Below are 22,153 nucleotides of genomic sequence, written 5' to 3'. Positions count from 1 at the left end.
CTCTTTTGACTGACCCCCATCACTTCTCACCTGATCGCCCTGTCATGGGAAAAACCATCATTCCGACGGCACGTTAACAATGTAATCTTGTGTTAACGGCTGTGCCGATCTGCGGCACGGCGCTACGCCGAGGCCGGGTGCCCGAAGATGAGGAGTTGTCGATGGCTCAGAGCGGTGCCCCGTCGGCGGTCGTCACCGCGCCCCGGGAACGGGATGGGACCCAGGAAGGCCCCGGATTGCTGGCCCTGATCCCCATGGAGGACGCCTGGAATAGCGAGATGGTGCTGCCCGGGGTCGTGATCGAAAGGCAGGAGATGTCGCTGTCGCCCGGTGGCTGGCAGTACCTCTTGCGTTGCCTGGACCCCGTGCCGCCTGGTTGGCCCCGCTCCAGGCCGCACAAGGCACCGCTGCTGGTCAAACGGCTGGTCATGGCGGTCGGCATGCGCCCCCCCGCGCGCCTGGCGCAGAAGGGCTGGTTATTGCTCAGCTGCCCGCGGGAGCGTGAGCGTATCGCCGAGTTGGTGCTGACCCCCGGCGGGCGGCATTTCCTGAACCATGCGCTTCATGCCCGGCGGGCGAAATTGGCCCCTGACTTCAGCGCCGAGCTGCGTGGCCTGCTCACCCGGGCCGGAGTGACGCCGCAAGAGGTGCTGTTTGGCCCGGAAACGCTGATGCAGCTGTACGGGCTGAGGAAGGCGCGCTATATCGATGTGTTGACCAGGGCGCCGGGGCCGTCGTCGGGACTGTCACCGGGAGCACCGCTCCGGGTCATCGGCACGGATGAGCTCGGGCATTTCTCTACCGATAGCGCGCGGCTGCTCGAGGATGCCCGGCATCATGTCGTGTCGGATGGCTTGACGTTCGTGTCATTCGGTATGGCTCATGCCTTCAAGCGACACCGTGGTGTCTGGCGCGATCGCCTCGATCTGAGCATGATGCGCTCCCTGGAGCGGCGCCATCGCTGGCGCCTGCACCTGGCCCTACTGGTCGACCGGATGCTGCCGTGACCTTCTCCGCCGGCCCGGGCATGTCTGCCCCCGGCGCCGAGGCCGGATTCACCACCACACCCACAGCGCCCCCATCGCCGCCATGCCCAGAAAGGCCGCCAGCCCCAGGCGGGCCGTGGGCAGGTGCTGCTCGCCGTGCTGCGTCAGCGTGGGGGCGGCCGGATCGTAGCGAACGGTCAGCCGGCTGCCCGGCGGCGTCTGGGCGAGAAAGGCCTCGGCGGCCTCCCGGCTGGGGAAGTCGGGAACGCCGTCGAAGCGTCCGTTGTCAGAGCGATACTCGCTCCCCTCGACCTCGAGGCGATAGTGGATGCGCGCCAGGAAACGCCGGGGATGATCGTCGCGATCGGCGCGGCGATGGTGGTCATCGACGGCCTGCACCTCGGTGCGCTCCACGGTGGCCAGCGCCTCGGGCCAGCGGTTGACGGCGCGCCGCCGCCACGCGCCGCGAAGGGCTAGGGCGGCGCCCGCGCCGCAGGCCAGGGCTATGAGAAGGGGAGTCACATTCGGCATGTCGGGAGTCCCTATGATTCAGTCCCTGCAACGGCTCTTTCAGGACATGATGACGCCCGCGGCGTCGTCTGAACAGGCCGAACCCGGTCAGGCGCTGGCGGTGGCGGTGTTGCTGTGCGAGGTGATCCGGGCGGACTATCGCCTGGAAGAGACCGAGCTCGAGCACCTGTCGACGCTTCTCGCCGCGCGTTTCGGGCTGCCGGGCGATGAGGCGCAGGCGCTGGTGAGCCAGGCCTGCGACGAGACGGAATCGGCGGTGGATCATCATCGTTTCCTGCGCGCGGTGCGCGATGGCTGCGACTACGACGAGCGGGTCGCGCTGGTTCGCGAGATGTGGTCGCTGGCGCTGGTCGACGGCGACAAGGATCCGCTCGAGGAGCATCGCATTCGTCGCCTGGCCGAGCTGCTGCACGTCGCGCACGGCGATTTCATCCGCACCCGCATCGAGGTGGAAGCCGGCGGCGAATGATCGCCGTGCCCTTGCTTCCCTCATGGCCTCTTCGTGATCATGGTGTCTTACGCATCGACGAGGGAATGAGCGGATGAGCAGTGGCACTATCGTACTGGGAGCGGGCATGGTTGGCGTGTCGGTGGCCTGGCACCTGGCCCGGCGCGGGCATGACGTCACCCTGGTGGATCGTCGTGAGCCCGGCCGCGAAACCTCGTTCGGCAATGCCGGCATCATCCAGCGCGAGGCCGTGCGGCCGTATCCCTTCCCGCGTGATCTCGGCACCCTGTGGCGCGTCCTGCCCAATCGGCAGGTGGATATCCGTTATCGCCCCGGCGGCATGCTCGAGTCGGCCGGCCCGCTCTGGCAGTACTGGAAAAATTCTTCCCCCGATCGGTATCGGCGGATCGTGCCCGAATACGCCTCGCTGATCGAACGCTGCCTGGACGCCCACGGGGCGATGATCGAGGCCGCAGGCGCCGAGTCGCTGGTGCGCCGTGAGGGTTGGCTCGAGCTGTATCGCCGTCAGTCCGCCCTCGAGGCGCGTCTGGCCCAGGCCGAAGAGAACGCGGCGCAGTTCGGCGTGCGCTATCGTGCGCTCGACGCCGCGGCGCTGGCTGATATGGAGCCCAGCCTGGGCGAGGGGCTGGCCGGTGCCATTCACTGGCTGGATCCCTGGACGGTGGCCGATCCCGGCGCGCTGGTCTCGGCCTATGCCGAGGCGTTCGAGCGTGAGGGTGGGCGCATCGTCAAGGCCGAGGTCGACACGCTGTCGGGGGGCGATGGCCACTGGCACGTCACCGCCGGGGCCGAGACGCTGTCGGCCGCGTCGGTGGTGCTGGCCCTCGGGCCCTGGTCGCGCCAGTGGCTGTCGCGGCTCGGCGTGTCGGTGCCGCTGTTTGCCAAGCGTGGCTATCACATGCATTACGTCAGCCGAGATGACGCGCGGCTGAATCACTGGGTGATGGATGCCGAGGTCGGCTATCTGCTGGCGCCGATGCGGGCAGGCATTCGCCTGACCACCGGCGCCGAGCTCGAGCGCCTCGAGGCGCCGCCGCATACGCAGCAGCTGGCGGCGGCCGAGGCGCGCGCCCGTGACCTGTATCCGCTGGGCGAGCGTCTCGATGCCGAGCCCTGGAAGGGCGCGAGGCCCTGCACGCCGGACATGAAACCGGTGATTGGCCGAGTGGAGGGGCAGGCGGGGCTGTGGTGCGCCTTCGGCCACGGCCACCAGGGCTTCACCCTGGGGCCGGCCACCGGGGAGCTGCTGGCGCAGATGATGGCCGGGGAGCCGCCGGCGATCGACATGCGGCCGTTCCGGGTCGATCGCTTCTGAGTCGGCGGGCGAGGCGCCGCGCGCGGCTACTGGGCCTTGCGCTCCTCGCGATGGCGGCGCTTTTCCTTGACCACATGAATCAGCAGCTTGATCGCCAGGGTGAAGATGAACACCAGCCAGCCGGCGGTGGCCAGCACGTTGAACAGCAGCATCTTCTGGATGCCGTTGATCGGGGTGATCAGGTGCTCGATGAGAATGGCCAGCAGGAAGGCCAGGCCGAGGGGCAGGGCGAGGATGTGCATCCACATCTCGGTGCGGCGCTTGCGCACGTGATACCGGCTCAGCAGCACGCGGATGGGTCGGTGCACGAAGCTGATCATGATCAGGCTGCCGGCGATCAGCAGGGCCGCCATGGTGGGCTCGATGTTGTCGATGTACACCGAATAGCTCACCGACCAGTAGACCAGCAGCCACATCAGGCCGGCCAGGATGGCGACGAGGTCGGCGTAGTGACGTACCTTCGGCATGTTTTCTCCCGGAAATTCTGTCGGACGTGTCGCGGATCCGCCATGAGCGCTGACGCTTGGCCAGGGTCGCCGACATGATGCAGGCCGTCGCGCGACTCACGTCCTCGGGTCGCGGCGAGGGCTCGACAGGCCTGGCAGGATCCGCGCCCATGATACGGCATCGCGGCCGGCCGACCCACCCGTGTTCGCCGCTGTCGTGCGCTCGAACGGCCGGTGGGTCGTGCCGCCGACGGCCGGCCGCGTAAATCGCATCCCGGCCCGGGGCCCGCTTCCGGTATACTGCCGGCGACGCCGGGCCCGCGAGGCCCATTCCCGGAATCGCCGAGACAGGATTGATCGTGACTTCCTTGACCCTGACCCGCCCCGACGACTGGCATCTTCACCTGCGCGATGGCGCGGTGCTGTCCGCCGTGGTCTCCGCCAGTGCCCGGCAGATGGGCCGTGCCATCATCATGCCCAACCTCAAGCCGCCGGTGACCACCACCGAGCAGGCGCTGGCCTATCGCGATCGCATCCTGGCGGCGGTGCCGGACGGGCTCGACTTCGAGCCGCTGATGACGCTCTATCTCACCGATCGCACCTCGGCTGAGGAGATCGAGCGCGCCCACGCCTCCGGGCTGGTGCAGGCGGTCAAGCTGTACCCGGCGGGTGCCACCACCAACTCCGATTCCGGCGTCACCGACCTGGCCCACTGCGATGCGGCCATCGCCGCCATGGCGCGCCTCGGCATGCCGCTGCTGGTCCACGGCGAGGTGACCGACGCCGAGATCGACATCTTCGATCGCGAGGCGATCTTCATCGAGCGAGTGATGAAGCCGCTGCTGGAGCGCCATCCGTCGCTCAAGGTGGTCTTCGAGCACATCACCACGGCCGATGCGGCGGCCTTCGTGGCCGAGGCCCCGGCCAACGTCGCGGCCACCATCACCGCCCACCATCTGCTGTTCAACCGCAACCAGATGCTGGTCGGCGGCATCAAGCCCCACTATTACTGCCTGCCGATCCTCAAGCGCGAGCGTCATCGCCAGGCGCTGATCGAGGCGGCGACCTCGGGCAGCGGCAAGTTCTTTCTCGGCACCGACAGCGCGCCCCATGCCAAGGGCGACAAGGAAAGTGCCTGCGGCTGTGCCGGCGCCTACACCGCGCCGCACGCCCTGGAGCTCTACGCCACGGCCTTCGAGCAGGCCGGCGCGCTGGATCGTCTGGAAGGCTTCGCCAGCCACCACGGGCCGGACTTCTACGGACTGCCGCGCAATGCCGAGACCGTGACCCTGGCGCGTGAGGAATGGATCCTGCCGGAGAGCCTGCCCTACGCCGATGGCCGGGTCATCGTGCCGCTTCCGGCCGGCGAGACGCTGGGCTGGAAGCTGCGCGACTAGCGCCTGCATAGAGGCCCGGGCGACGCGTCACAGGACACCCCGACGGCGGATGCCGTCGGGGTGTTTTTTTGGGGCGTCACATGTTTCGCACGGCGGCTTGCCGCTTATTGCTCGGTCGTGGAGAGCTGCTCGTCGAGGAAGGCCAGGGCGGCGTCCATGGCGCCGTCGCGGGTCAGGAAGGCGGTGATATGGCCGCGCCATTTCTGCAGGTAGAGCTCGGCGGGTACGCCGGCGGCGTCGAGGCGACGATACATGTCGGTGGCATGATCCACCGGCACCAGGCCGTCCCGATCGCCGTGGAACAGGAAGTGGGGCGGCGTCTGCGGCCCGACCTGGCGGGCGGGGGAGGCCAGGCGATAGGCGCGGGGCTTCTCGGCACGGGTGCCGCCGATGAACTCCCTGACCAGGCGGCCGTCGTCGAACTTCATCAGGTCGCTGGGCAGGCCGCCGGCCACCACCGCGGCCAGGCGCGTCCTGTCGCCGCCGTAGGGCGTATCGAGCGGGGAGTCCGGCCGCTGCACGCCGAGCAGGCTGACGAGGTGGGCGCCGCTGGAATAGCCCACGCCCACGATGCGATCGGTGTCGATGCGCCAGGCGTCGGCATGATCATGCAGCCAGGCCATGGCGATCTGCAGGTCGTGCAGCTGGGCGGGGAAGCGATGGTCGGGAGCGAAGCGGTAGGCGATATTGGCGACCACGAAGCCGCGGGCGGCCAGTCGTTCGGCGATCGGCACCATGTCGCCGGGGTCGCGTCGCTGCCAGCCGCCGCCGTGGACGACCAGCGCCGCCGGGCGACGGGCCTGGCCCGGGGTGTCCGGCAGATAGACCTGGGCGGTCAGCGGGGCGGGCCATTCCGGCGGCGTGTAGACGCGATCGGATAGCCGCCGGAAGGGCGTCTCGAACGTGGCGGGGGTGTCGTTCGGGGCCTCGATGGCCGGGGCGCCATCGGTGCTGCGCTGGCTGGCGCAGCCGCCGAACAGCAGGGGCAGGCACAGGGCCAGCCCCAGCAGGCGGGAACGGCGTCCGGGCACTCGTCAGTCCTCGACGGCGACGCTCGCGGTCGCCGGCTCGGCGAGCCGCGCCACCATGGCGGTGACCATGCGCGTGGAGTGGTCGGCGGCCTTGTCGAGGAACTCCTCGAACGAGAGGTGGTTGTCGCCACCGCCGGCGATGTCGGACAGGGCGCGGATCACCACGAAGGGGCAGCCATAGAGATGGCAGGTCTGGGCGATGGCCGCGGCTTCCATCTCGGCGGCCAGCATGGTGGGGAAGCGCGAACGCGTCTTGGCCACCAGCTCGGGGCAGGCCATGAAGACGTCGCCGGTGGCGATCAGGCCCTCGACCGCGCGGACCTCGTTCATCGCCTCGACGCACTCGCGGGCGACCGTGACCAGGCGCTGGTCGGGCAGGTAGGCGGCCGGCATCTGTGGCACCTGACCATGCTCATAGCCGAATACCACGGCGTCGACGTCGTGGTGGCGCACCTCGCTGGAGACAACCACGTCACCGATCTCGAGCCCTTCGCCGAAGCCGCCCGCGGAGCCGGTGTTGATGATCGCCTCCGGCTGGTACATGTCCATCAGCAGGGTGGTGCCGATGGCGGCGTTCACCTTGCCGATCCCGGACTGCAGCACCACCACCTCGACGCCGTGCAGCCGGCCCTGGTGGAAGGTGGAGCCGACGTGGGTGCGGGTCTCACGATCCTCGAGCATGTCCGCCAGTCGGGCGACTTCCTGGGCCATGGCGCCGATGATGCCGATGCGTTTCATCTATCCGGTGTCTCCGCGAAGTGAAGGGGTCAGAGGGAAGGGGCCGGCGTCGTCGCCGAAGACCTGGGTCCATTCGTCACGCTGGGTGAGAAAGCCGCGGGCGGTGCCCTTGGCGATCCTCGCGCGTCGTGGGGAATCAGCGGCACATTTTAACGAAATCGGGCCACGGGTGCACGGCAGTGGCCGGCTTCCGTGGCCCAATGGGCGCCGACGCTGGGCGTCAGCCCTTGCTATCCATGGCGTCGTGCATCTCGGCGGCGAGCAGGGTGTTCTCGAGCAGCGAGGCGACGGTCATCGGGCCCACGCCACCGGGAACCGGGGTGATGTAGCTGGCGCGGGCGGCGGCGGGCTCGAATTCCACGTCGCCGATCAGGCGGCCGTCGTCCTGGCGGTTGATGCCGACGTCGATGACGATGGCATCGTCGCGGACCCACTCGCCCTTGACCAGGCCCGGCATGCCGACGGCCACCACCAGCAGCTCGGCGCGGCGCACGTGCTCCTCGAGGTTCCGCGTGAAGCGGTGGCAGACGGTCGTGGTGCAGCCGGCCAGCATCAGCTCCAGCGCCATGGGGCGGCCGACGATGTTGGAGGCGCCGACCACGGTGGCGTCGAGGCCGCGAACGTCCACGCCGGTGTCCTGCAGCAAGGTGATGATGCCCTTGGGCGTGCAGGGCCGCAGCAGGGGCAGGCGCTGGGCCAGTCGGCCCAGGTTGTAGGGGTGAAAGCCGTCGACGTCTTTATGGGGGAGGATGCGCTCGAGGATCGGGCGCGAATCCAGGTGGTCGGGCAGCGGCAGCTGAACCAGGATGCCGTCGACGCTCGGGTCGGCGTTGAGGCGGTCGACCAGCTCCTCGAGCTCGGCCTGTGAGGTCTCGGCGGGCAGCTCGTACTTGATCGACTGAATGCCGGCTTCCTCGCAGGCGCGCTGCTTGTTGCGCACATAGACGGAAGACGCCGGATCCTGCCCCACCAGCACGACGGCCAGTCCCGGGACCCGTGCGCCGGCCTCGTGGCGTGCCTGCACCTGGCGTGCGACCTGCTGGCGAACTCGGGCGGCAATGGACTTGCCATCGATCAGTTGGGCGGACATCGAGTTTTCCTCTGGGTGAAAAGAAGACGGTGAGAAAAAGAGCGGCGATTTTCGCATGAGCCGACGTCCAGGCAAAGCAATCTCGGCGCTCAGGCGCGTGAGCAGGGCACAGGAGAAGAGGGCGTCGGCTAACATCCTGATCAACGGGCATTGTGGCTTGACGAACGCGGAGAGATCCGTAGAATACGCAGCGCTCGATGAGGCCCCTGCGGCGGCGTCGAGGCCGTGCAAGAGCCGGCGGGGTGTAGCGCAGTCTGGTAGCGCGCCTGCTTTGGGAGCAGGATGTCGGGGGTTCAAATCCCTCCACCCCGACCACAAGATGTTGATTGAATAGAAAAAATTCAATTTTCTTCTTGCGGTAAGATGCTCGGGAACGTAGAATGCGCCCATAGCTCAACCGGATAGAGCAACGGCCTTCTAAGCCGTAGGTTGCAGGTTCGAGTCCTGCTGGGCGTGCCAGTCAGCATGGCGTCTATGAGGTCTCGTGTCGGTCGAGCGGAAATCGAAATGGTGGATGTAGCTCAGTGGTAGAGCCCCGGATTGTGGCTCCGGTGGTCGTGGGTTCGATCCCCATCATCCACCCCATTTCGATATCACCCAGGCAGTGGTGGATGTAGCTCAGTGGTAGAGCCCCGGATTGTGGCTCCGGTGGTCGTGGGTTCGATCCCCATCATCCACCCCATTGCCTCCCTTCTTTATATGATTCTGATGGTTCGGATTCCTGGCGCTGCCACCCATTCTGAGGTGAGCGGCAATTCTGTCGTTTCCGTGTCAGGGTCGCCTCGTGGACGGCTGACATCGCGTCACGGAGAATCGGCGCCGAGCCCTTGTCTAATCGGGTGATCGCCCCCATATCTTCACGCATGGCGCTTGCCACTGCTGGGCGGGATTCATAGAATCCATGCCCTTGAACGTTTGAACGCTCTTCACGCAGCGCTTTTTTACACACTGAACGCCCCAGTCGGTAGAGGACAATTCATGCAAGTTTCCGTCGATACGACCTCCCAGATTGAACGCCGCATCACGGTGCAGGTGCCGGCCGCCGAAATCGACGATGCCGTTGCCGCTCGCCTCAAGGACGCCGCCAAGAACGTGCGCCTGGATGGTTTCCGTCAGGGCAAGGTGCCGATGTCCGTGATCCGCCAGCGCTACGGCCGTGGCGTGCGCGACGAGGTGGTCGGCGAGGTGATGCGCGAGCGTTACGTCAAGGCCATCACCGACGAGAGCCTGAATCCGGCCGGTAACCCGCAGATCGAAGCCCACGTCAACGAGGCGGGCAAGGATCTCGAGTTCACCGCGACCCTGGAGATCTATCCGGAAGTCGAGCTGGCCTCCATCGAAGGCACCGAGATCGAGCGTCCGGTGGCCGAGGTGACCGACGCCGACGTCGACGAGATGATCGAGACCCTGCGCAAGCAGAACGCCGCCTGGGAAGAGGTCGAGCGTGCCGCCGAGGATGGCGACCAGGTCAACATCGACTTCCAGGGCTACCTGGGCGACGAGCCGTTCGAAGGCGGCAGCGCCGAGGGCCACGACCTGGTGATCGGTTCCGGCAGCTTCATCCCCGGTTTCGAGGAGCAGCTGATCGGTGCCAAGGCCGGTGAGGACAAGGAGATCAAGGTCACCTTCCCCGAGGACTACCAGGCCGAGCAGCTGGCCGGTCAGGAAGCGACCTTCAAGGTCAAGGTCAACGGCGTCAAGGCGCAGGCCCTGCCCGAGATCGATGCGGCCTTCGTCGAGAAGTTCGGCGTCGAGGACGGCGATCTGGCCAAGTTCCGTGACGAGATCACCAAGAACATGACCCGCGAGGCCGCCCAGGCCGTCGACAACCGCGTCAAGCAGCAGGTGCTCGAGGCGCTCAAGCAGGCCAACGACATCCCGGTGCCGCAGGCCCTGGTACAGCAGGAGACCGACGGTCTCAAGCGTCAGGCCGCCCAGCAGTTCGGCCTCGGCGAGGACTTCGACGTCAGCCAGCTGCCGGACGAGCTGTTCGCCGAGCAGGCCAAGAGCCGGGTGCAGATCGGTCTGCTGCTGGCCGAAGTGATCAAGGTCAACGAGCTCGATGTCTCCGATGACGAGATCAAGGCCAAGGTCGAAGAGCTGGCCCAGCAGTACCAGGAGCCGCAGCAGGTCGTCGAGTACTACATGGGCAACGACCAGATGAAGGATCAGGTCAAGTCCGCGGTCCTCGAAGAGAAGGCCGTCGACGTGCTGCTGGCCCAGGCCAGCGTCAAGGACGTCGAGATGAGCTATCAGGAAGCGCTGGCCGCCGCTCAGCAGCAGGGTGGCGAAGCCGACGACGAAGAGGCCGACGAGGCCGACGCCCAGGCCTGATGGTCGTTTCCGCCTTCCCGCCCGCCGCGGGCGGGAAGGCGGTCATCCCGCCGGGGCGCGTGAATCGGCGTCGGCGAGCGGCGTTTTCCTCCTCTGTCGAGGGGCGGCGTTGAATAGTCCGCTATTCACCCCCATCTCTTCCTGGGGTATGACAACGTCGTGACCCTCGCGAGATCAGCCGGCCCGGCGGGCTACTGGTGTCGCCCCCACACATCGGACGCAAGGACATCATCATGAGCAACGAGTTCGATACCCAATCCGCCGGCGGCCTGGTGCCGATGGTGGTCGAACAGAGCGCACGCGGCGAGCGGGCCTACGATATCTACTCCCGCCTGCTCAAGGAGCGCGTGATCTTCCTGGTGGGGCCGGTCGAAGACTACACGGCCAACCTGCTGGTGGCGCAGATGCTGTTCCTGGAGTCCGAGAATCCGGACAAGGACATTCATCTGTACATCAACTCGCCGGGTGGCTCCGTCACCGCGGGGATGTCGATCTACGACACCATGCAGTTCATCAAGCCCGACGTCTCCACCGTGTGCATCGGTCAGGCGGCGAGCATGGGTGCGCTGCTGCTGGCCGGCGGCGCAGCGGGCAAGCGCTACTGCCTGCCCAATTCGCGGATGATGATCCACCAGCCCCTGGGCGGCTACCAGGGTCAGGCCTCGGACATCGAGATCCACACCCGCGAGATCCTCGGCATCCGCGAGAAGCTCAACCAGATTCTGGCCGACCATACCGGTCAGGACTTCGAGACCATCGCTCGGGATACCGACCGCGACAACTTCATGAGCGGCCCTCAGGCGGCGGAATATGGCCTGATCGACGCCGTGCTGGATAAGCGGCCGACATCCTGATAGCGTGAAATCAACCACGCTGTGATTACGTGATTCCCGGCGGCCCGCGGGCCGCCGCTGCGAGAGAGGTACGCGAATGGCCGACGGCAAAGGCAAGGACGAAGGCGGCAAACTGCTGTACTGCTCGTTCTGCGGCAAGAACCAGAACGAAGTGCGCAAGCTGATTGCCGGCCCGTCCGTCTATATCTGCGACGAGTGTGTCGATCTGTGCAACGACATCATTCGCGAGGAGGTGCTCGATGCCGATGCCGAGAGCGACGAGGAGCGTCTGCCTGCCCCCCGCGAGATTCGTCACACCCTCGACGACTATGTGATCGGCCAGGACCGCGCCAAGATGGTGCTGTCGGTGGCGGTCTACAACCACTACAAGCGGCTTCGTTACGCGTCCAAGGACGAGGTGGAGCTCGGCAAGTCGAACATCCTGCTGATCGGCCCGACCGGTAGCGGCAAGACGCTGCTGGCCGAGACGCTCGCGCGGCTGCTCAACGTGCCGTTCACCATCGCCGATGCCACCACGCTCACCGAGGCAGGCTACGTCGGCGAGGATGTCGAGAACATCATCCAGAAGCTGCTGCAGAAGTGCGACTACGACGTGGACAAGGCTCAGCGCGGCATCGTCTACATCGACGAGATCGACAAGATCTCGCGCAAGTCGGACAACCCGTCCATCACCCGGGATGTCTCCGGTGAGGGCGTGCAGCAGGCGCTGCTCAAGCTGATCGAGGGCACCACCGCCTCGGTGCCGCCCCAGGGCGGCCGCAAGCATCCGCAGCAGGAGTTCGTCCAGGTCGACACCACCAACATGCTGTTCATCGTCGGCGGCGCCTTCGCCGGCCTCGACAAGGTCATCCGTGACCGTGCCGAGAAGGGCGGCATCGGCTTCAACGCCGAGGTGAAGAGCAAGGACGAGACCAAGGGCGTCGGCGACCTGCTGATGGACGTGGAGCCCGAGGATCTGGTCAAGTTCGGCCTGATCCCCGAGTTCGTCGGCCGTCTGCCGGTGATCGCGACCCTGACCGAGCTCACCGAGGATGCGCTGATCCAGATCCTCACCGAGCCGAAGAACTCGCTGATCAAGCAGTACGCCCGGCTGTTCGAGATGGAGAACGTCGAGCTCGACTTCCGCGAGGACGCCCTGCGGGCCGTGGCCCACAAGGCCATGGAGCGCAAGACCGGTGCCCGCGGCCTGCGCTCGATCCTCGAGTCGGTGCTGCTCGACACCATGTACGAGATTCCTTCCCTGGAAGGCGTCTCCAAGGTGGTGATCGACGCCTCCGTCATCGCCGGTGAAAGCGAGCCGCTGCTGATCTACTCCCAGCAGGAATCGCCGAAGGTCGACGGCACCGACGGCTGAGACGCTCGTCTCGCTCCGGTGCGGCGCCCCCGATCGGGCGTCGTCGACCCAAGGGCCGCTTCGGCGGCCCTTTTCTTTGCGCCGTCATTGCCCTGGCCTTGCAATGCCGCGTCATCGCCCCCATTCCTTGGGTATCTCCACTGATCGTTTGAGGAAGGTCTGCGATGCAGCAGAACGCCGAACAGACCCAGAGTCTGCCCCTTTTGCCGCTGCGGGACGTGGTCGTCTACCCGCAGATGGTCATCCCGCTGTTCGTCGGCCGTGAAAAGTCCATCCAGGCGCTGGAAGCCGCCATGGAGGCCGACAAGCGCGTGCTGCTGGTGGCGCAGCGTGAGGCCAGCAAGGACGATCCCGATAACGAGGACCTGTTCGCCATCGGCACCGTGGCCGAGATCATGCAGCTGCTCAAGCTGCCCGACGGCACCGTCAAGGTGCTGATCGAGGGCGAATCCCGGGCCGACATCCAGGACATCCTGGCCGTCGACGAGGGCTACAGCCGCGCCGAGGTGGTGCTGCGCGACAGCGAGCCGCTGTCCGAGCGCGAGCAGGAGTCGCTCGTCCGCGTGCTGCTCAACCAGTTCGAGCAGTACGTGAAGATGTCCAAGAAGGTGCCCAACGAGGTGCTCAACTCGCTGTCGGGCATCGAGGATCCGAGCCGTCTGGTGGACACCATCTGTGCCCACCTGTCGCTGAAGATCGACGACAAGCAGCAGTTGCTCGAGATGGATCGCGTGCGCGACCGCATCGAGCACCTGATGGCGCTGATCGAATCCGAGATCGATCTGCTTCAGGTGGAGAAGCGCATCCGCTCGCGGGTCAAGGACCAGATGGAGAAGTCCCAGCGCGAGTACTACCTGAACGAGCAGATGAAGGCCATCCAGAAGGAGATGGGCGAGCTCGAGAATGCGCCCAACGAGGCCGACAAGTACGAGCAGGCCATCGAAGAGTCCGGCATGCCCAAGGACGCCGCCGAGAAGGCACGTCAGGAGCTCGGCAAGCTGCGCATGATGACGCCGTCCTCCGCCGAGGCCACGGTGGTGCGCTCCTATCTGGATTGGCTGATCGCGGTGCCGTGGAAGAAGCGCACCCGCGTGCGCCACGACCTCGCCCACGCCCAGCAGGTGCTGGACGAGGATCACTACGGCCTCGAAGAGGTCAAGGAACGCATCCTCGAGTACCTGGCCGTGCACAAGCGGGTCAAGAAGCTCAAGGGCCCGGTGCTGTGCCTGGTGGGGCCGCCCGGCGTCGGCAAGACCTCGCTGGGGCGCTCCATCGCCCGCGCCACCAACCGCAAGTACGTGCGTCTGGCGCTCGGCGGCGTGCGCGACGAGTCCGAGATCCGCGGTCACCGGCGGACCTACATCGGCTCGCTGCCCGGCAAGCCGATCCAGCGCATGAGCAAGGCCGGGGTCAAGAACCCGCTGTTCCTCCTCGACGAGGTCGACAAGGTCGGCATGGACCACCGCGGCGATCCCTCCTCGGCACTGCTCGAGGTGCTCGATCCGGAGCAGAACGACAAGTTCAGTGACCACTACCTGGAGCTGGACTACGATCTGTCCGAGACCCTGTTCATCTGCACCGCCAACTCGATGAACATTCCGGGGCCGCTGCTCGACCGCATGGAAGTGATCCGTCTGCCCGGGTACACCGAGGACGAGAAGCTGGCCATCGCCAAGCGCTACCTGGTGCCCAAGCAGCTCAAGGCCAACGGCTTCAAGGAGGACGAGCTCGGCTTCGCCGATGAGGCGCTGCTGGAGCTGATCCGCTACTACAGCCGCGAGGCCGGCGTGCGCGAGCTCGAGCGCCAGATCGCCAAGGTCTGTCGCAAGGTGCTGCGCGAGCGTATCGAGCAGGAAGCCAAGGAGGGCGCCCAGGCACCGGCGATCCTGGCCGCGGCCGATATCGAGGCCTATGCCGGCGTGCGTCGCTACAGCTACGGCCTGGCCGACCAGGAAGATCAGGTGGGCCGCGTCACCGGCCTGGCCTGGACCTCGGTGGGCGGCGAGCTGCTCAACATCGAGTCGGTGGTGACCCCCGGCAAGGGACGCATCAACAAGACCGGTTCGCTGGGTGACGTGATGAAGGAATCCGTGAGCGCCGCCCAGACCGTGGTGCGCGCACGGGCCGCCAGCTTCGGTATCGACCCCGAGCGGTTCGAGAAGGAAGACCTGCACATCCACGTGCCGGAGGGCGCGACGCCGAAGGACGGCCCCAGCGCCGGCGTGGCCATGGTCACGGCGATGATCTCCGCCTATACCGGCCGGCCGGTTCGCTGCAACGTGGCCATGACCGGTGAGGTCAATCTGCGCGGCGAAGTGATGCCGATCGGTGGCCTCAAGGAGAAATTGCTGGCCGCCAGGCGCGGTGGTATAAATACCGTGCTTATTCCGGAGGAGAACCGCCGAGACCTCAAGGAGGTCCCGGACAACATCAAGCAGGCACTCGATATCCGACCCGTGCGTTGGATCGACGAAGTCCTCGAGGTGGCCCTGAGCGAAAAGCTCGGTGCACCGGATGAAGATTCTCGAGCGGAAGACGAGGCCTCTTCTCACTCGATGATCAGTACACACTGACGACTTTTTTCCCTATTGCCGGGGTGAAAACCCCGGCATGACGGGGATTGTCAGGGAAGGTTGCTTGACACGTCTTTCATCGCATTGCTATAAACTACCGCCATGCTGTGATCGCGTCAGTCAGCCGTAAGTCTCGCCGATTAGAGCCAATTTACGTAACAGTCAAGGGGTGAAGTGTGAACAAGTCCGAGCTGATCGAAGCCATTGCTGCGTCTGCCGATATTCCCAAGGCAGCCGCTTCTCGTGCGCTGGACGCCATGGTCGACGCCGTGGCTGACAGCCTGAAGAAGGGCGACAGCGTCTCTCTGGTGGGTTTTGGCACCTTCACCGTCAAGGAGCGGGCCGCGCGTACCGGCCGCAATCCGCAGACCGGTGAGCCGATCGAGATCAGCGCCGCCAAGGTGCCGAGCTTCAAGGCCGGCAAGGCGCTCAAGGATTCCGTCAACTAAGGATACGGCCTCGCCGTCTTCCTGACCGACGTTTCCCTACAGGCGCACCGCTGTCGCGGTGCGCCTGTTTTGTTTCGGGGCCCCGACGCGGAGCCGGGCGCAAGGCGCTCGCCCCGTCGCGTGGCCAGTGCGGACGCATGTAAGATGTGCGTCCTGACCCACTAGATCCGCAGAGGCCTGCATGCTGCAAAGTATTCGTGACCGCTCCACCAGTTGGGGCGCCAAGATCCTGGTCGGCGCCGTGGTGGTGACCATGGCCCTGTTCGGCGTCGAGTCCCTGGTGGGGCTGCTGAACAGCGACGGTGAAGAGGTCGCCACCGTCAATGGCGAGCCGATCACGCGTCAGCAGCTCGAGCTTCAGGTGCAGCGGGCCATCCGCAGCGGCCAGGTGCCGCCGGAGCAGGAGCGTCAGCTGCGCGCCGAGACGCTCGACAGCCTGATCACCAACCAGCTGCTGACCCAGTATGCCGAGGAGGGCGGCCTGCATCTCTCCGACGCCCAGATCGACCAGCTGATCGTGAGCCTGCCGGAGTTCCAGGACGCCAACGGTCGCTTCGACAGTGAACTGTTCCAGAACCGCCTCGCCAGCGCCGGCTTCACGCCGATCACCTTTCGCGCCCAGCTGCGCGAGGACATGAAGCGTCGCCAGCTCCAGCAGGGGCTCACGGTCAGCGAGTTCAGCCTGCCGAGCGAGCAGGAGCGGCTGGCCGAGCTGCAGCGCCAGGCGCGCACCTTCCGCCACTATGCCCTGACGCCGGCCGATCTGGACGCGGCGCCGGAGATCAGCGACGCCGACCTGCAGGCCTACTACGACGCTCACGCCGAGGCCTACCAGCGTCCCGAGCAGGTCAAGCTCGCCTACGTGGTGCTCGACAAGCAGGCCATGGCCGATGATGTCGAGGTCAGCGACGAGGACCTGCGCCAGGCCTGGCAGGACGAAGCGGCCAGCGCCGATCGTCGTGTCTCGCACATCATGGTCAGCTTCGGCGACGAGCGCAGCCGCGAGGAGGCCGAGGCCCGCCTGGAGGAGGTCAAGTCCCGGCTGGCCGACGGCGAGTCCTTCGCCGATCTGGCCGCCGACTATTCCGACGACACCTCGACCAGCGATGCCGGCGGCGACCTGGGCGTGATCAGCCGCGGCTTCTTCGGCGAGGCCTTCGAGGACGCGGCCTTCGCCCTCGACGAGGGTCAGGTCTCGGATATCGTCGAGACCGACAACGGCCTGCACCTGATCCAGGTCACCGAGCTCGATCGCCCGTCGTTCGAGCAGGCCCGCGACCGTCTGCGTCAGGACGTGGCGCTGGAGAAGGTCGATGACGCCTTCAACGACAAGGCCCAGCAGCTGATCGACGAGAGCTTCGCCGCCGAGGACCTGGCCAGCGTGGCCGAGAATCTGGGCCTCGAGCGTCAGCAGAGCGACTGGGTGAGCCGTGACGCCGCCGACGGCGTGCTGTCAGAGCCCGGCGTGATGCGTCAGGCCTTCAGCGATGACGTGCTGGAGGAGGGCTTCAACAGCGAGGTCATCGAGCTGGACGAGGATCGCCGCATGGTGCTGCGCGTGGTCGAGCATCGCGACGCCACCACGCTGCCGCTGGACGAGGTGCGCGACCGTGTCGTGGCGGCCGTCGAGACCGACAAGACGCGCGAGGCTCTCGAGGCGCGCGCCGACGAGATGCTGGCCTCGCTACGCAGTGGCGAGACTCTGGGCCTCGACTGGCAGCGGGCCGAATCGCTGAATCGTCAGGGGCAGAGCGAGCTGGCCCAGCCGGTGATCGAGGCCGCCTTCCGCCTGCCGCATCCGTCCGAAGGCGAGACCGTCTACGGTCGCGCCGGAGATGGCCAGCGGGTGGTGCTGATCGGGCTGGAGTCCGTCACCGCGGGTGAGGCCAACGCGCAGATCGAGTCCTTCGTGGCGCGCATGGCGCAGCAGCTGCGCTCCCAGGCCGCGGTCAACGGGCTGCTCGACCACCTGCGCGAACAGGCCGAGATCGAGCGTCCCTGACGGGCGACCCCGCTCGCGGGATTCCGCGAGGGTAGAAAAGGAAGGTGAAAAAGGGGGCTTCGGCCCCCTTTTCGTGGCCGTCGTTCCTGGCTTTCGTTAGGTCTGCCGTTTGGCCGGCGATGACGTCCATGCGGCCGGGGATTTGGCCTCCGAATTTATACCGTTATCTTGCAGTCCCTTGCCGGCGGTCGAGGGGCTTCGCCCTGGGGGCGGGGCCGTGAGCATGCGATGATGACGCTCGATCTTCCTTCCACCGACGAGAGTTGTCCATGGCCCGGCCCCCGCTGCGCGATATTCCCGCCCATCTGATCACCGGCTTCCTGGGGAGCGGCAAGAGCACGCTCATTCATCATCTGATCCAGAACAAGCCGCCCGGTGAACGCTGGGCGGTACTGATCAACGAATTCGGCCGCGTCGGCATCGACCAGGCGATGTTCGCCGAGCGCGACGATGTGGTGGTTCAGGCCCTGCCGGGCGGCTGTCTGTGCTGCCAGCTGGCCACGGTGCTGCAGACGAGCCTGGTCCAGCTGCTGCGTCGCGAGCGGCCCGACCGGCTGATCATCGAGCCTTCCGGGCTCGGCCATCCGGCGGGTCTGATCGAGCTGCTGCGAGGCGAGGCCTTCCGCGGGGTGCTCGATCTTCGTGACGTGGTGGCGGTACTGGACCCGCGACGCCTGGACGATCCGCGCGCGCGGGGCCACGAGACCTTCCGCGATCAGCTGCGGCTGGCCGACGGCGTGGCCCTGACCATGGTCGATCGGCTCGGGGCGCAGCAGGTGGCGGCGGCACGGGACTGGCTGGCCGAGACCCTGCCGGGTGAGCGCTGGGTGGTCGAGGCGCCCCAGGGTCGCCTGCCGGTCGAGCGGCTGCTCGACGGTGGCGCGCACCGGGATCTGGCCTCATCGGTCTCTCCGGCGGCGCATCTCGCTCTGGCCCAGGCGCCGGGGCCGTGGCTCGATCTGGACGCTCGGGCACCGCGCGTCGGGGCGCCGGTGCGCGAGAGCGGCGCGTCGCTGGGCCACGAGAGCCTGGGCTGGCGCTGGCATGCCGATGAGGTCTTCGACGCCTCGGCCATCACGGCCTGGCTGGACGCTCTGCCGACGGTGCTGCGGGTCAAGGGCGTGCTGCACACGGACGCGGGATGGGTCTCGATCAACCGCGCCGGGGGGGAGGGGCCGCTGACGCCCAGCGAGTGGCGCCGCGACTCGCGCCTGGAGCTGATCGCCGAGGCCGGAGGGATGCCGGACGCCCAGGCGCTCGAGGCCGGGATGGCCCGCTGCCGTCGGTCATCGTCGATCTAGGACAGGGCGGGAGCGGGGTGCCGTGCCCACCAAAGGGCCGGATGGCGAGGTGCCATCCGGCCCTTTTTGACGCTGGATCATGATCGCCCGGGGCGAAGGGCTCAGCCCTGCAGCGGGAAGTCGCGCAGCACCGGTGCCTGGCCCGGCGCGACCTCGATGTCCCAGCCCCGGTTCGGCTGCCAGTCGCCCAGCACGAAGCGGCGCGCCGTCTCGCCGTCGAGGTCGACGTCATGGACGGCGGGGCGGTGGGTGTGGCCGTGGATCATCGTGGTCACGCCGTGTTCGCGCAGGGCCTCGACCACCTCGGCCGGCGTCACGTCCATGATGTCCTCGGCCTTGTTGGAGTTGGCTTCCCCGGACTGGTCGCGCAGCTGTTTGGCCAGCGCGATGCGCTCGGGAATCGGCATGGCCAGGATCTGCGCCTGCCACTGCGGGTCGCGGGCCTTGGCGCGGAAGGCCATGTAGGCCTCGTCCAGGGTGCACAGGCTGTCGCCGTGCATCAGCAGCACCCGCTCGTCGCCGAGGGTCACCACGCTGGGATCGGGCAGCAGGGTGGCGCCGGCGGCCTCGGCGAAGCGCTCCCCGAGCAGGAAGTCGCGGTTGCCGTGCATCAGGTAGATGGCGGTGCCGGCCTCGGCGCGTTGCTTCAGCGCCTCGGCGATGCGCTCGGCGAGCGCGGCGGTGCCGGTGGGATCGGCGGCGCCGAGATCCAGCAGGTCATCGCCGATCCAGGCCTCGAAGAAGTCGCCGAGGATATAGAGCCCCTCGGCGCCGGCGGCGCGGGTCTCCAGCCAGTTCAAAAAGCCCTCGGTGATGGCCGGGGCGCCGGGATGCAGATGAAGATCGGAGATCAGCAGGGTCGACATGGCATCTCTCGCGGGCAGCGGATGAAGGAAAACGCCCCCGCCGGAGGGCGAGGGCGCGGGACTCACGGGGCCGGGGTTCAGGCCTCGGCGTCGTCCTTGATGTAGGCGCGCTGGATGATCACGTCCTCGGCCGGCACGTCGGCGTGCATGCCGCGGCGAGTGGTGGTCACGCCCTTGATGCGCTCGACCACGTCCATGCCCTCGATGACCTCGCCGAACACGCAGTAGCCCCAGCCCTGCAGGTTCTTGCCACGATGGTTGAGGAAGTCGTTGTCGGCCACGTTGATGAAGAACTGGGCGCTGGCGGAGTGCGGGTCCTGGGTGCGGGCCATGGCCAGGGTGCCGCGGGTGTTGGCCAGGCCGTTGTCGGCCTCGTTCTCGATCGGCTCACGGGTCTGCTTCTGGTTGAAGTCCAGGTCGAAGCCGCCGCCCTGGACCATGAAGCCGTCGATCACGCGATGGAACAGGGTGTTGTCGTAGTAGCCGTCGCGCACGTACTGCTCGAAGTTGGCGGCGGTCTTCGGCGCCTTGTCGTGATTCAGGGCGACATGAATATCGCCGAAATTGGTCTGCAAGATGATCATCATGATGTCCTGTCTTCTCGAAGCGGGATGCCTTGGCGCCCTATGGGCAGGTGGCGCTATAATAGCCGTTTTGCGTCGATGCGCGAAGCCGTGGTCAGGCCCGCGGCGTCGCGACGACAGGCCCGCGTTCAACCAGAGGTTGCCCAATCAACATGACCAGCGAGACCACCAGCGCGCCGAACTTCATTCGCAACCAGATCAGCGAAGAGATCGAGGCCGGCCGACAGGGGAAGATCGTCACCCGCTTCCCGCCGGAGCCCAACGGCTTCCTGCACATCGGCCATGCCAAGTCGATCTGTCTGAATTTCGGGCTCGCCGAGCAGTTCGGTGGCGACTGTCATCTGCGCTTCGACGACACCAATCCGGCGAAGGAAGAGCAGGCCTATATCGACGCCATCAAGGAAGACGTCAGCTGGCTGGGCTACGAGTGGGCCGGCGACGTGCGCTTCGCCTCGGACTACTTCGATACCCTCTACGACTGGGCCCAGCACCTGATCCGCGAGGGCAAGGCCTACGTCGACGACCTCTCCCCGGAGGAGATGCGCGAGTATCGTGGCACGCTGACCGAGGCCGGCACGCCGAGCCCCTACCGCGAGCGCAGCGTCGAGGAGAACCTCGACCTGCTGGAGCGCATGCGCGTCGGGGAGTTCGCCGAGGGCGAGAAGGTGCTGCGCGCCAAGATCGACATGGCCGCGCCGAACATCAACCTGCGCGACCCGATCCTCTATCGCATCCGCCACGCCTCGCACCACCAGACCGGCGACAAGTGGAAGATCTATCCGTCCTACGACTTCACCCACGGCCAGTCCGATGCCCTGGAAGGGGTGACGCACTCCGTCTGCACCCTGGAGTTCGAGGATCACCGTCCGCTGTACGAGTGGTTCCTGGACAACCTGCCGGTGCCGGCCAAGCCGCGTCAGATCGAGTTCGCACGGCTGAACCTGAACTACACCCTGACCTCCAAGCGCAAGCTCAAGCTGCTGGTGGACGAGAACATCGTCGACGGCTGGGACGACCCGCGCCTGCCGACCCTGTCCGGAATGCGTCGCCGCGGCTATACCCCGGCCTCGATCCGCAAGTTCTGCGAGATGATCGGCGTGACCCGTGCCGACGGCGGCCTGGTCGATATCGCCATGCTCTACCACGCGATCCGCTCCGACCTCGAGGACAACGCGCCGCGCGCCATGGCCGTGCTCAAGCCGCTCAAGGTGGTGCTGACCAACGTCGCCGAGGACTTCGCGGAGACCTACCGGGTCGCCGGGCATCCGGCCCGCGAGGACATGGGCGTGCGCGAGATTCCGTTCGGTCGGGAGATCTACATCGACCGTGACGACTTCATGGAGGAGCCGCCGAAGAAGTTCTTCCGCCTGGCGCCGGGCAAGGAAGTGCGGCTGCGCAACTCCTATGTCATCCGCTGCGACGAGGTGATCAAGGACGAGGCCGGCGAGGTCAGCGAGCTTCGCTGCTCGGTCGACTTCGACACCCTCGGCAAGAACCCCGAGGGCCGCAAGGTCAAGGGCGTGCTCCACTGGGTCAGCGCCGCGCAGGCGGTGCCGATGGAGGTGCGGCTCTACGACAACCTGTTCACCGTCGAGCAGCCGGACAAGGACAAGGACGCCGACTTCCTCGAGCACCTGAACCCCGAGTCGCTGACCGTGGTACAGGCCATGGGCGAGCCGAGCCTGGCCGATGCCGCGCCCGAGAGCCGCTTCCAGTTCGAGCGGGTCGGCTACTTCTGCGCCGACCGCCATGCCTGCCGCGACGGCAAGCTGGTGTTCAACCGCACCGTGGGACTCAAGGATGGCTGGGCCAAGGCCCAGAAGAAGGGCTGAC

General features: G+C 66.8%; 19 protein-coding genes and 4 tRNA genes. 16 read left to right on the top strand and 7 right to left on the bottom strand.

Annotated features, from left to right (window positions below; genetic code table 11):
• Positions 1–161 precede the first annotated feature (161 nt).
• Complete coding sequence (locus FIU88_RS09365) at positions 162–1,007, top strand: hypothetical protein (protein ID WP_152479027.1); 846 nt, start codon at positions 162–164, stop codon at positions 1,005–1,007.
• Positions 1,008–1,055: 48 nt separating this feature from the next.
• Here FIU88_RS09365 and FIU88_RS09360 read toward each other — a convergent pair whose 3' ends face one another.
• Positions 1,056–1,517, bottom strand: coding sequence for a DUF3592 domain-containing protein (locus FIU88_RS09360; RefSeq protein ID WP_152479026.1), 462 nt, complete (start codon positions 1,515–1,517; stop codon positions 1,056–1,058).
• A 13-nt stretch (positions 1,518–1,530) separates the two neighbouring features.
• On the opposite strand from FIU88_RS09360, the gene FIU88_RS09355 reads away from it, so the two are divergent.
• Positions 1,531–1,986: a TerB family tellurite resistance protein gene (locus FIU88_RS09355; RefSeq protein ID WP_152479025.1), complete on the top strand. Its 456-nt coding sequence runs from the start codon at positions 1,531–1,533 to the stop codon at positions 1,984–1,986.
• Between the two features lie 73 nt (positions 1,987–2,059).
• On the top strand, positions 2,060–3,301 hold the full coding sequence (locus FIU88_RS09350; protein ID WP_152479024.1) for an FAD-binding oxidoreductase: 1,242 nt from the start codon (positions 2,060–2,062) through the stop codon (positions 3,299–3,301).
• A 26-nt stretch (positions 3,302–3,327) separates the two neighbouring features.
• Here FIU88_RS09350 and FIU88_RS09345 read toward each other — a convergent pair whose 3' ends face one another.
• The gene (locus FIU88_RS09345) at positions 3,328–3,768 is read right to left on the bottom strand and encodes a hypothetical protein (protein ID WP_152479023.1); all 441 of its coding nucleotides are present in this window, start codon (positions 3,766–3,768) and stop codon (positions 3,328–3,330) included.
• A 338-nt stretch (positions 3,769–4,106) separates the two neighbouring features.
• Here FIU88_RS09345 and pyrC point away from each other — a divergent pair, with 338 nt between their 5' ends.
• Entirely contained in the window at positions 4,107–5,144 is a 1,038-nt protein-coding gene (gene pyrC, locus FIU88_RS09340; protein ID WP_152479022.1) for a dihydroorotase, read from the top strand.
• Positions 5,145–5,248: 104 nt separating this feature from the next.
• Here the strand turns inward: pyrC and FIU88_RS09335 are convergent, their stop codons facing one another.
• The 3 genes from FIU88_RS09335 to folD all read right to left on the bottom strand — a co-directional run bounded on the left by FIU88_RS09335 (position 5,249) and on the right by folD (position 8,003).
• On the bottom strand, positions 5,249–6,175 hold the full coding sequence (locus tag FIU88_RS09335; protein WP_152479021.1) for an alpha/beta hydrolase: 927 nt from the start codon (positions 6,173–6,175) through the stop codon (positions 5,249–5,251).
• A 3-nt stretch (positions 6,176–6,178) separates the two neighbouring features.
• The gene (mtnN, locus tag FIU88_RS09330; RefSeq protein ID WP_152479020.1) at positions 6,179–6,913 is read right to left on the bottom strand and encodes a 5'-methylthioadenosine/S-adenosylhomocysteine nucleosidase; all 735 of its coding nucleotides are present in this window, start codon (positions 6,911–6,913) and stop codon (positions 6,179–6,181) included.
• Positions 6,914–7,133: 220 nt separating this feature from the next.
• Positions 7,134–8,003 carry a bifunctional methylenetetrahydrofolate dehydrogenase/methenyltetrahydrofolate cyclohydrolase FolD gene (gene folD, locus FIU88_RS09325; protein ID WP_172977689.1) on the bottom strand — a complete coding sequence of 290 codons (870 nt, stop codon included), beginning with the start codon at positions 8,001–8,003 and terminating at the stop codon, positions 7,134–7,136.
• A 238-nt stretch (positions 8,004–8,241) separates the two neighbouring features.
• Between folD and FIU88_RS09320 the strand changes: the two genes are divergently transcribed.
• From FIU88_RS09320 to FIU88_RS09270, 11 genes are all read left to right on the top strand, one after another.
• Positions 8,242–8,318 (top strand) — tRNA-Pro (locus tag FIU88_RS09320).
• A gap of 67 nt (positions 8,319–8,385) precedes the next feature.
• Positions 8,386–8,462, top strand: a tRNA-Arg gene (locus FIU88_RS09315).
• Between the two features lie 51 nt (positions 8,463–8,513).
• A tRNA-His gene (locus FIU88_RS09310) sits at positions 8,514–8,588 on the top strand.
• Between the two features lie 22 nt (positions 8,589–8,610).
• Positions 8,611–8,685, top strand: a tRNA-His gene (locus FIU88_RS09305).
• A 296-nt stretch (positions 8,686–8,981) separates the two neighbouring features.
• Entirely contained in the window at positions 8,982–10,337 is a 1,356-nt protein-coding gene (gene tig, locus FIU88_RS09300; RefSeq protein WP_152479018.1) for a trigger factor, read from the top strand.
• 233 nt (positions 10,338–10,570) lie between these two features.
• Positions 10,571–11,191 carry an ATP-dependent Clp endopeptidase proteolytic subunit ClpP gene (clpP, locus tag FIU88_RS09295; protein WP_016855021.1) on the top strand — a complete coding sequence of 207 codons (621 nt, stop codon included), beginning with the start codon at positions 10,571–10,573 and terminating at the stop codon, positions 11,189–11,191.
• 76 nt (positions 11,192–11,267) lie between these two features.
• Entirely contained in the window at positions 11,268–12,545 is a 1,278-nt protein-coding gene (gene clpX / locus FIU88_RS09290) for an ATP-dependent Clp protease ATP-binding subunit ClpX (RefSeq protein ID WP_016855020.1), read from the top strand.
• Between the two features lie 164 nt (positions 12,546–12,709).
• Positions 12,710–15,118: an endopeptidase La gene (gene lon / locus FIU88_RS09285; RefSeq protein ID WP_152479017.1), complete on the top strand. Its 2,409-nt coding sequence runs from the start codon at positions 12,710–12,712 to the stop codon at positions 15,116–15,118.
• Positions 15,119–15,294: 176 nt separating this feature from the next.
• The gene (locus FIU88_RS09280; protein ID WP_016855018.1) at positions 15,295–15,567 is read left to right on the top strand and encodes an HU family DNA-binding protein; all 273 of its coding nucleotides are present in this window, start codon (positions 15,295–15,297) and stop codon (positions 15,565–15,567) included.
• Positions 15,568–15,748: 181 nt separating this feature from the next.
• Positions 15,749–17,569 (top strand): SurA N-terminal domain-containing protein, encoded by a 1,821-nt coding sequence (locus FIU88_RS09275; RefSeq protein WP_152479016.1) that lies wholly within the window; start codon positions 15,749–15,751, stop codon positions 17,567–17,569.
• 269 nt (positions 17,570–17,838) lie between these two features.
• Positions 17,839–18,870, top strand: a complete 1,032-nt coding sequence (locus FIU88_RS09270; protein WP_152479015.1) for a GTP-binding protein — start codon at positions 17,839–17,841, stop codon at positions 18,868–18,870.
• Positions 18,871–18,971: 101 nt separating this feature from the next.
• On the opposite strand, the gene FIU88_RS09265 is transcribed toward FIU88_RS09270, so the two are convergent.
• Positions 18,972–19,736 (bottom strand): UDP-2,3-diacylglucosamine diphosphatase, encoded by a 765-nt coding sequence (locus FIU88_RS09265; protein WP_152479014.1) that lies wholly within the window; start codon positions 19,734–19,736, stop codon positions 18,972–18,974.
• Positions 19,737–19,813: 77 nt separating this feature from the next.
• Positions 19,814–20,320, bottom strand: coding sequence for a peptidylprolyl isomerase (locus FIU88_RS09260; protein WP_016855014.1), 507 nt, complete (start codon positions 20,318–20,320; stop codon positions 19,814–19,816).
• A 152-nt stretch (positions 20,321–20,472) separates the two neighbouring features.
• Between FIU88_RS09260 and FIU88_RS09255 the strand changes: the two genes are divergently transcribed.
• Positions 20,473–22,152 (top strand): glutamine--tRNA ligase/YqeY domain fusion protein, encoded by a 1,680-nt coding sequence (locus FIU88_RS09255; protein ID WP_152479013.1) that lies wholly within the window; start codon positions 20,473–20,475, stop codon positions 22,150–22,152.
• Position 22,153: the final 1 nt, after the last annotated feature.

This window comes from Halomonas sp. THAF12, from assembly GCF_009363675.1.
Lineage (GTDB): Bacteria > Pseudomonadota > Gammaproteobacteria > Pseudomonadales > Halomonadaceae > Halomonas > Halomonas smyrnensis.
The sequence above is the reverse complement of the archived record's forward strand: the minus strand, read 5'-3'. Positions and strand labels throughout refer to the sequence as shown.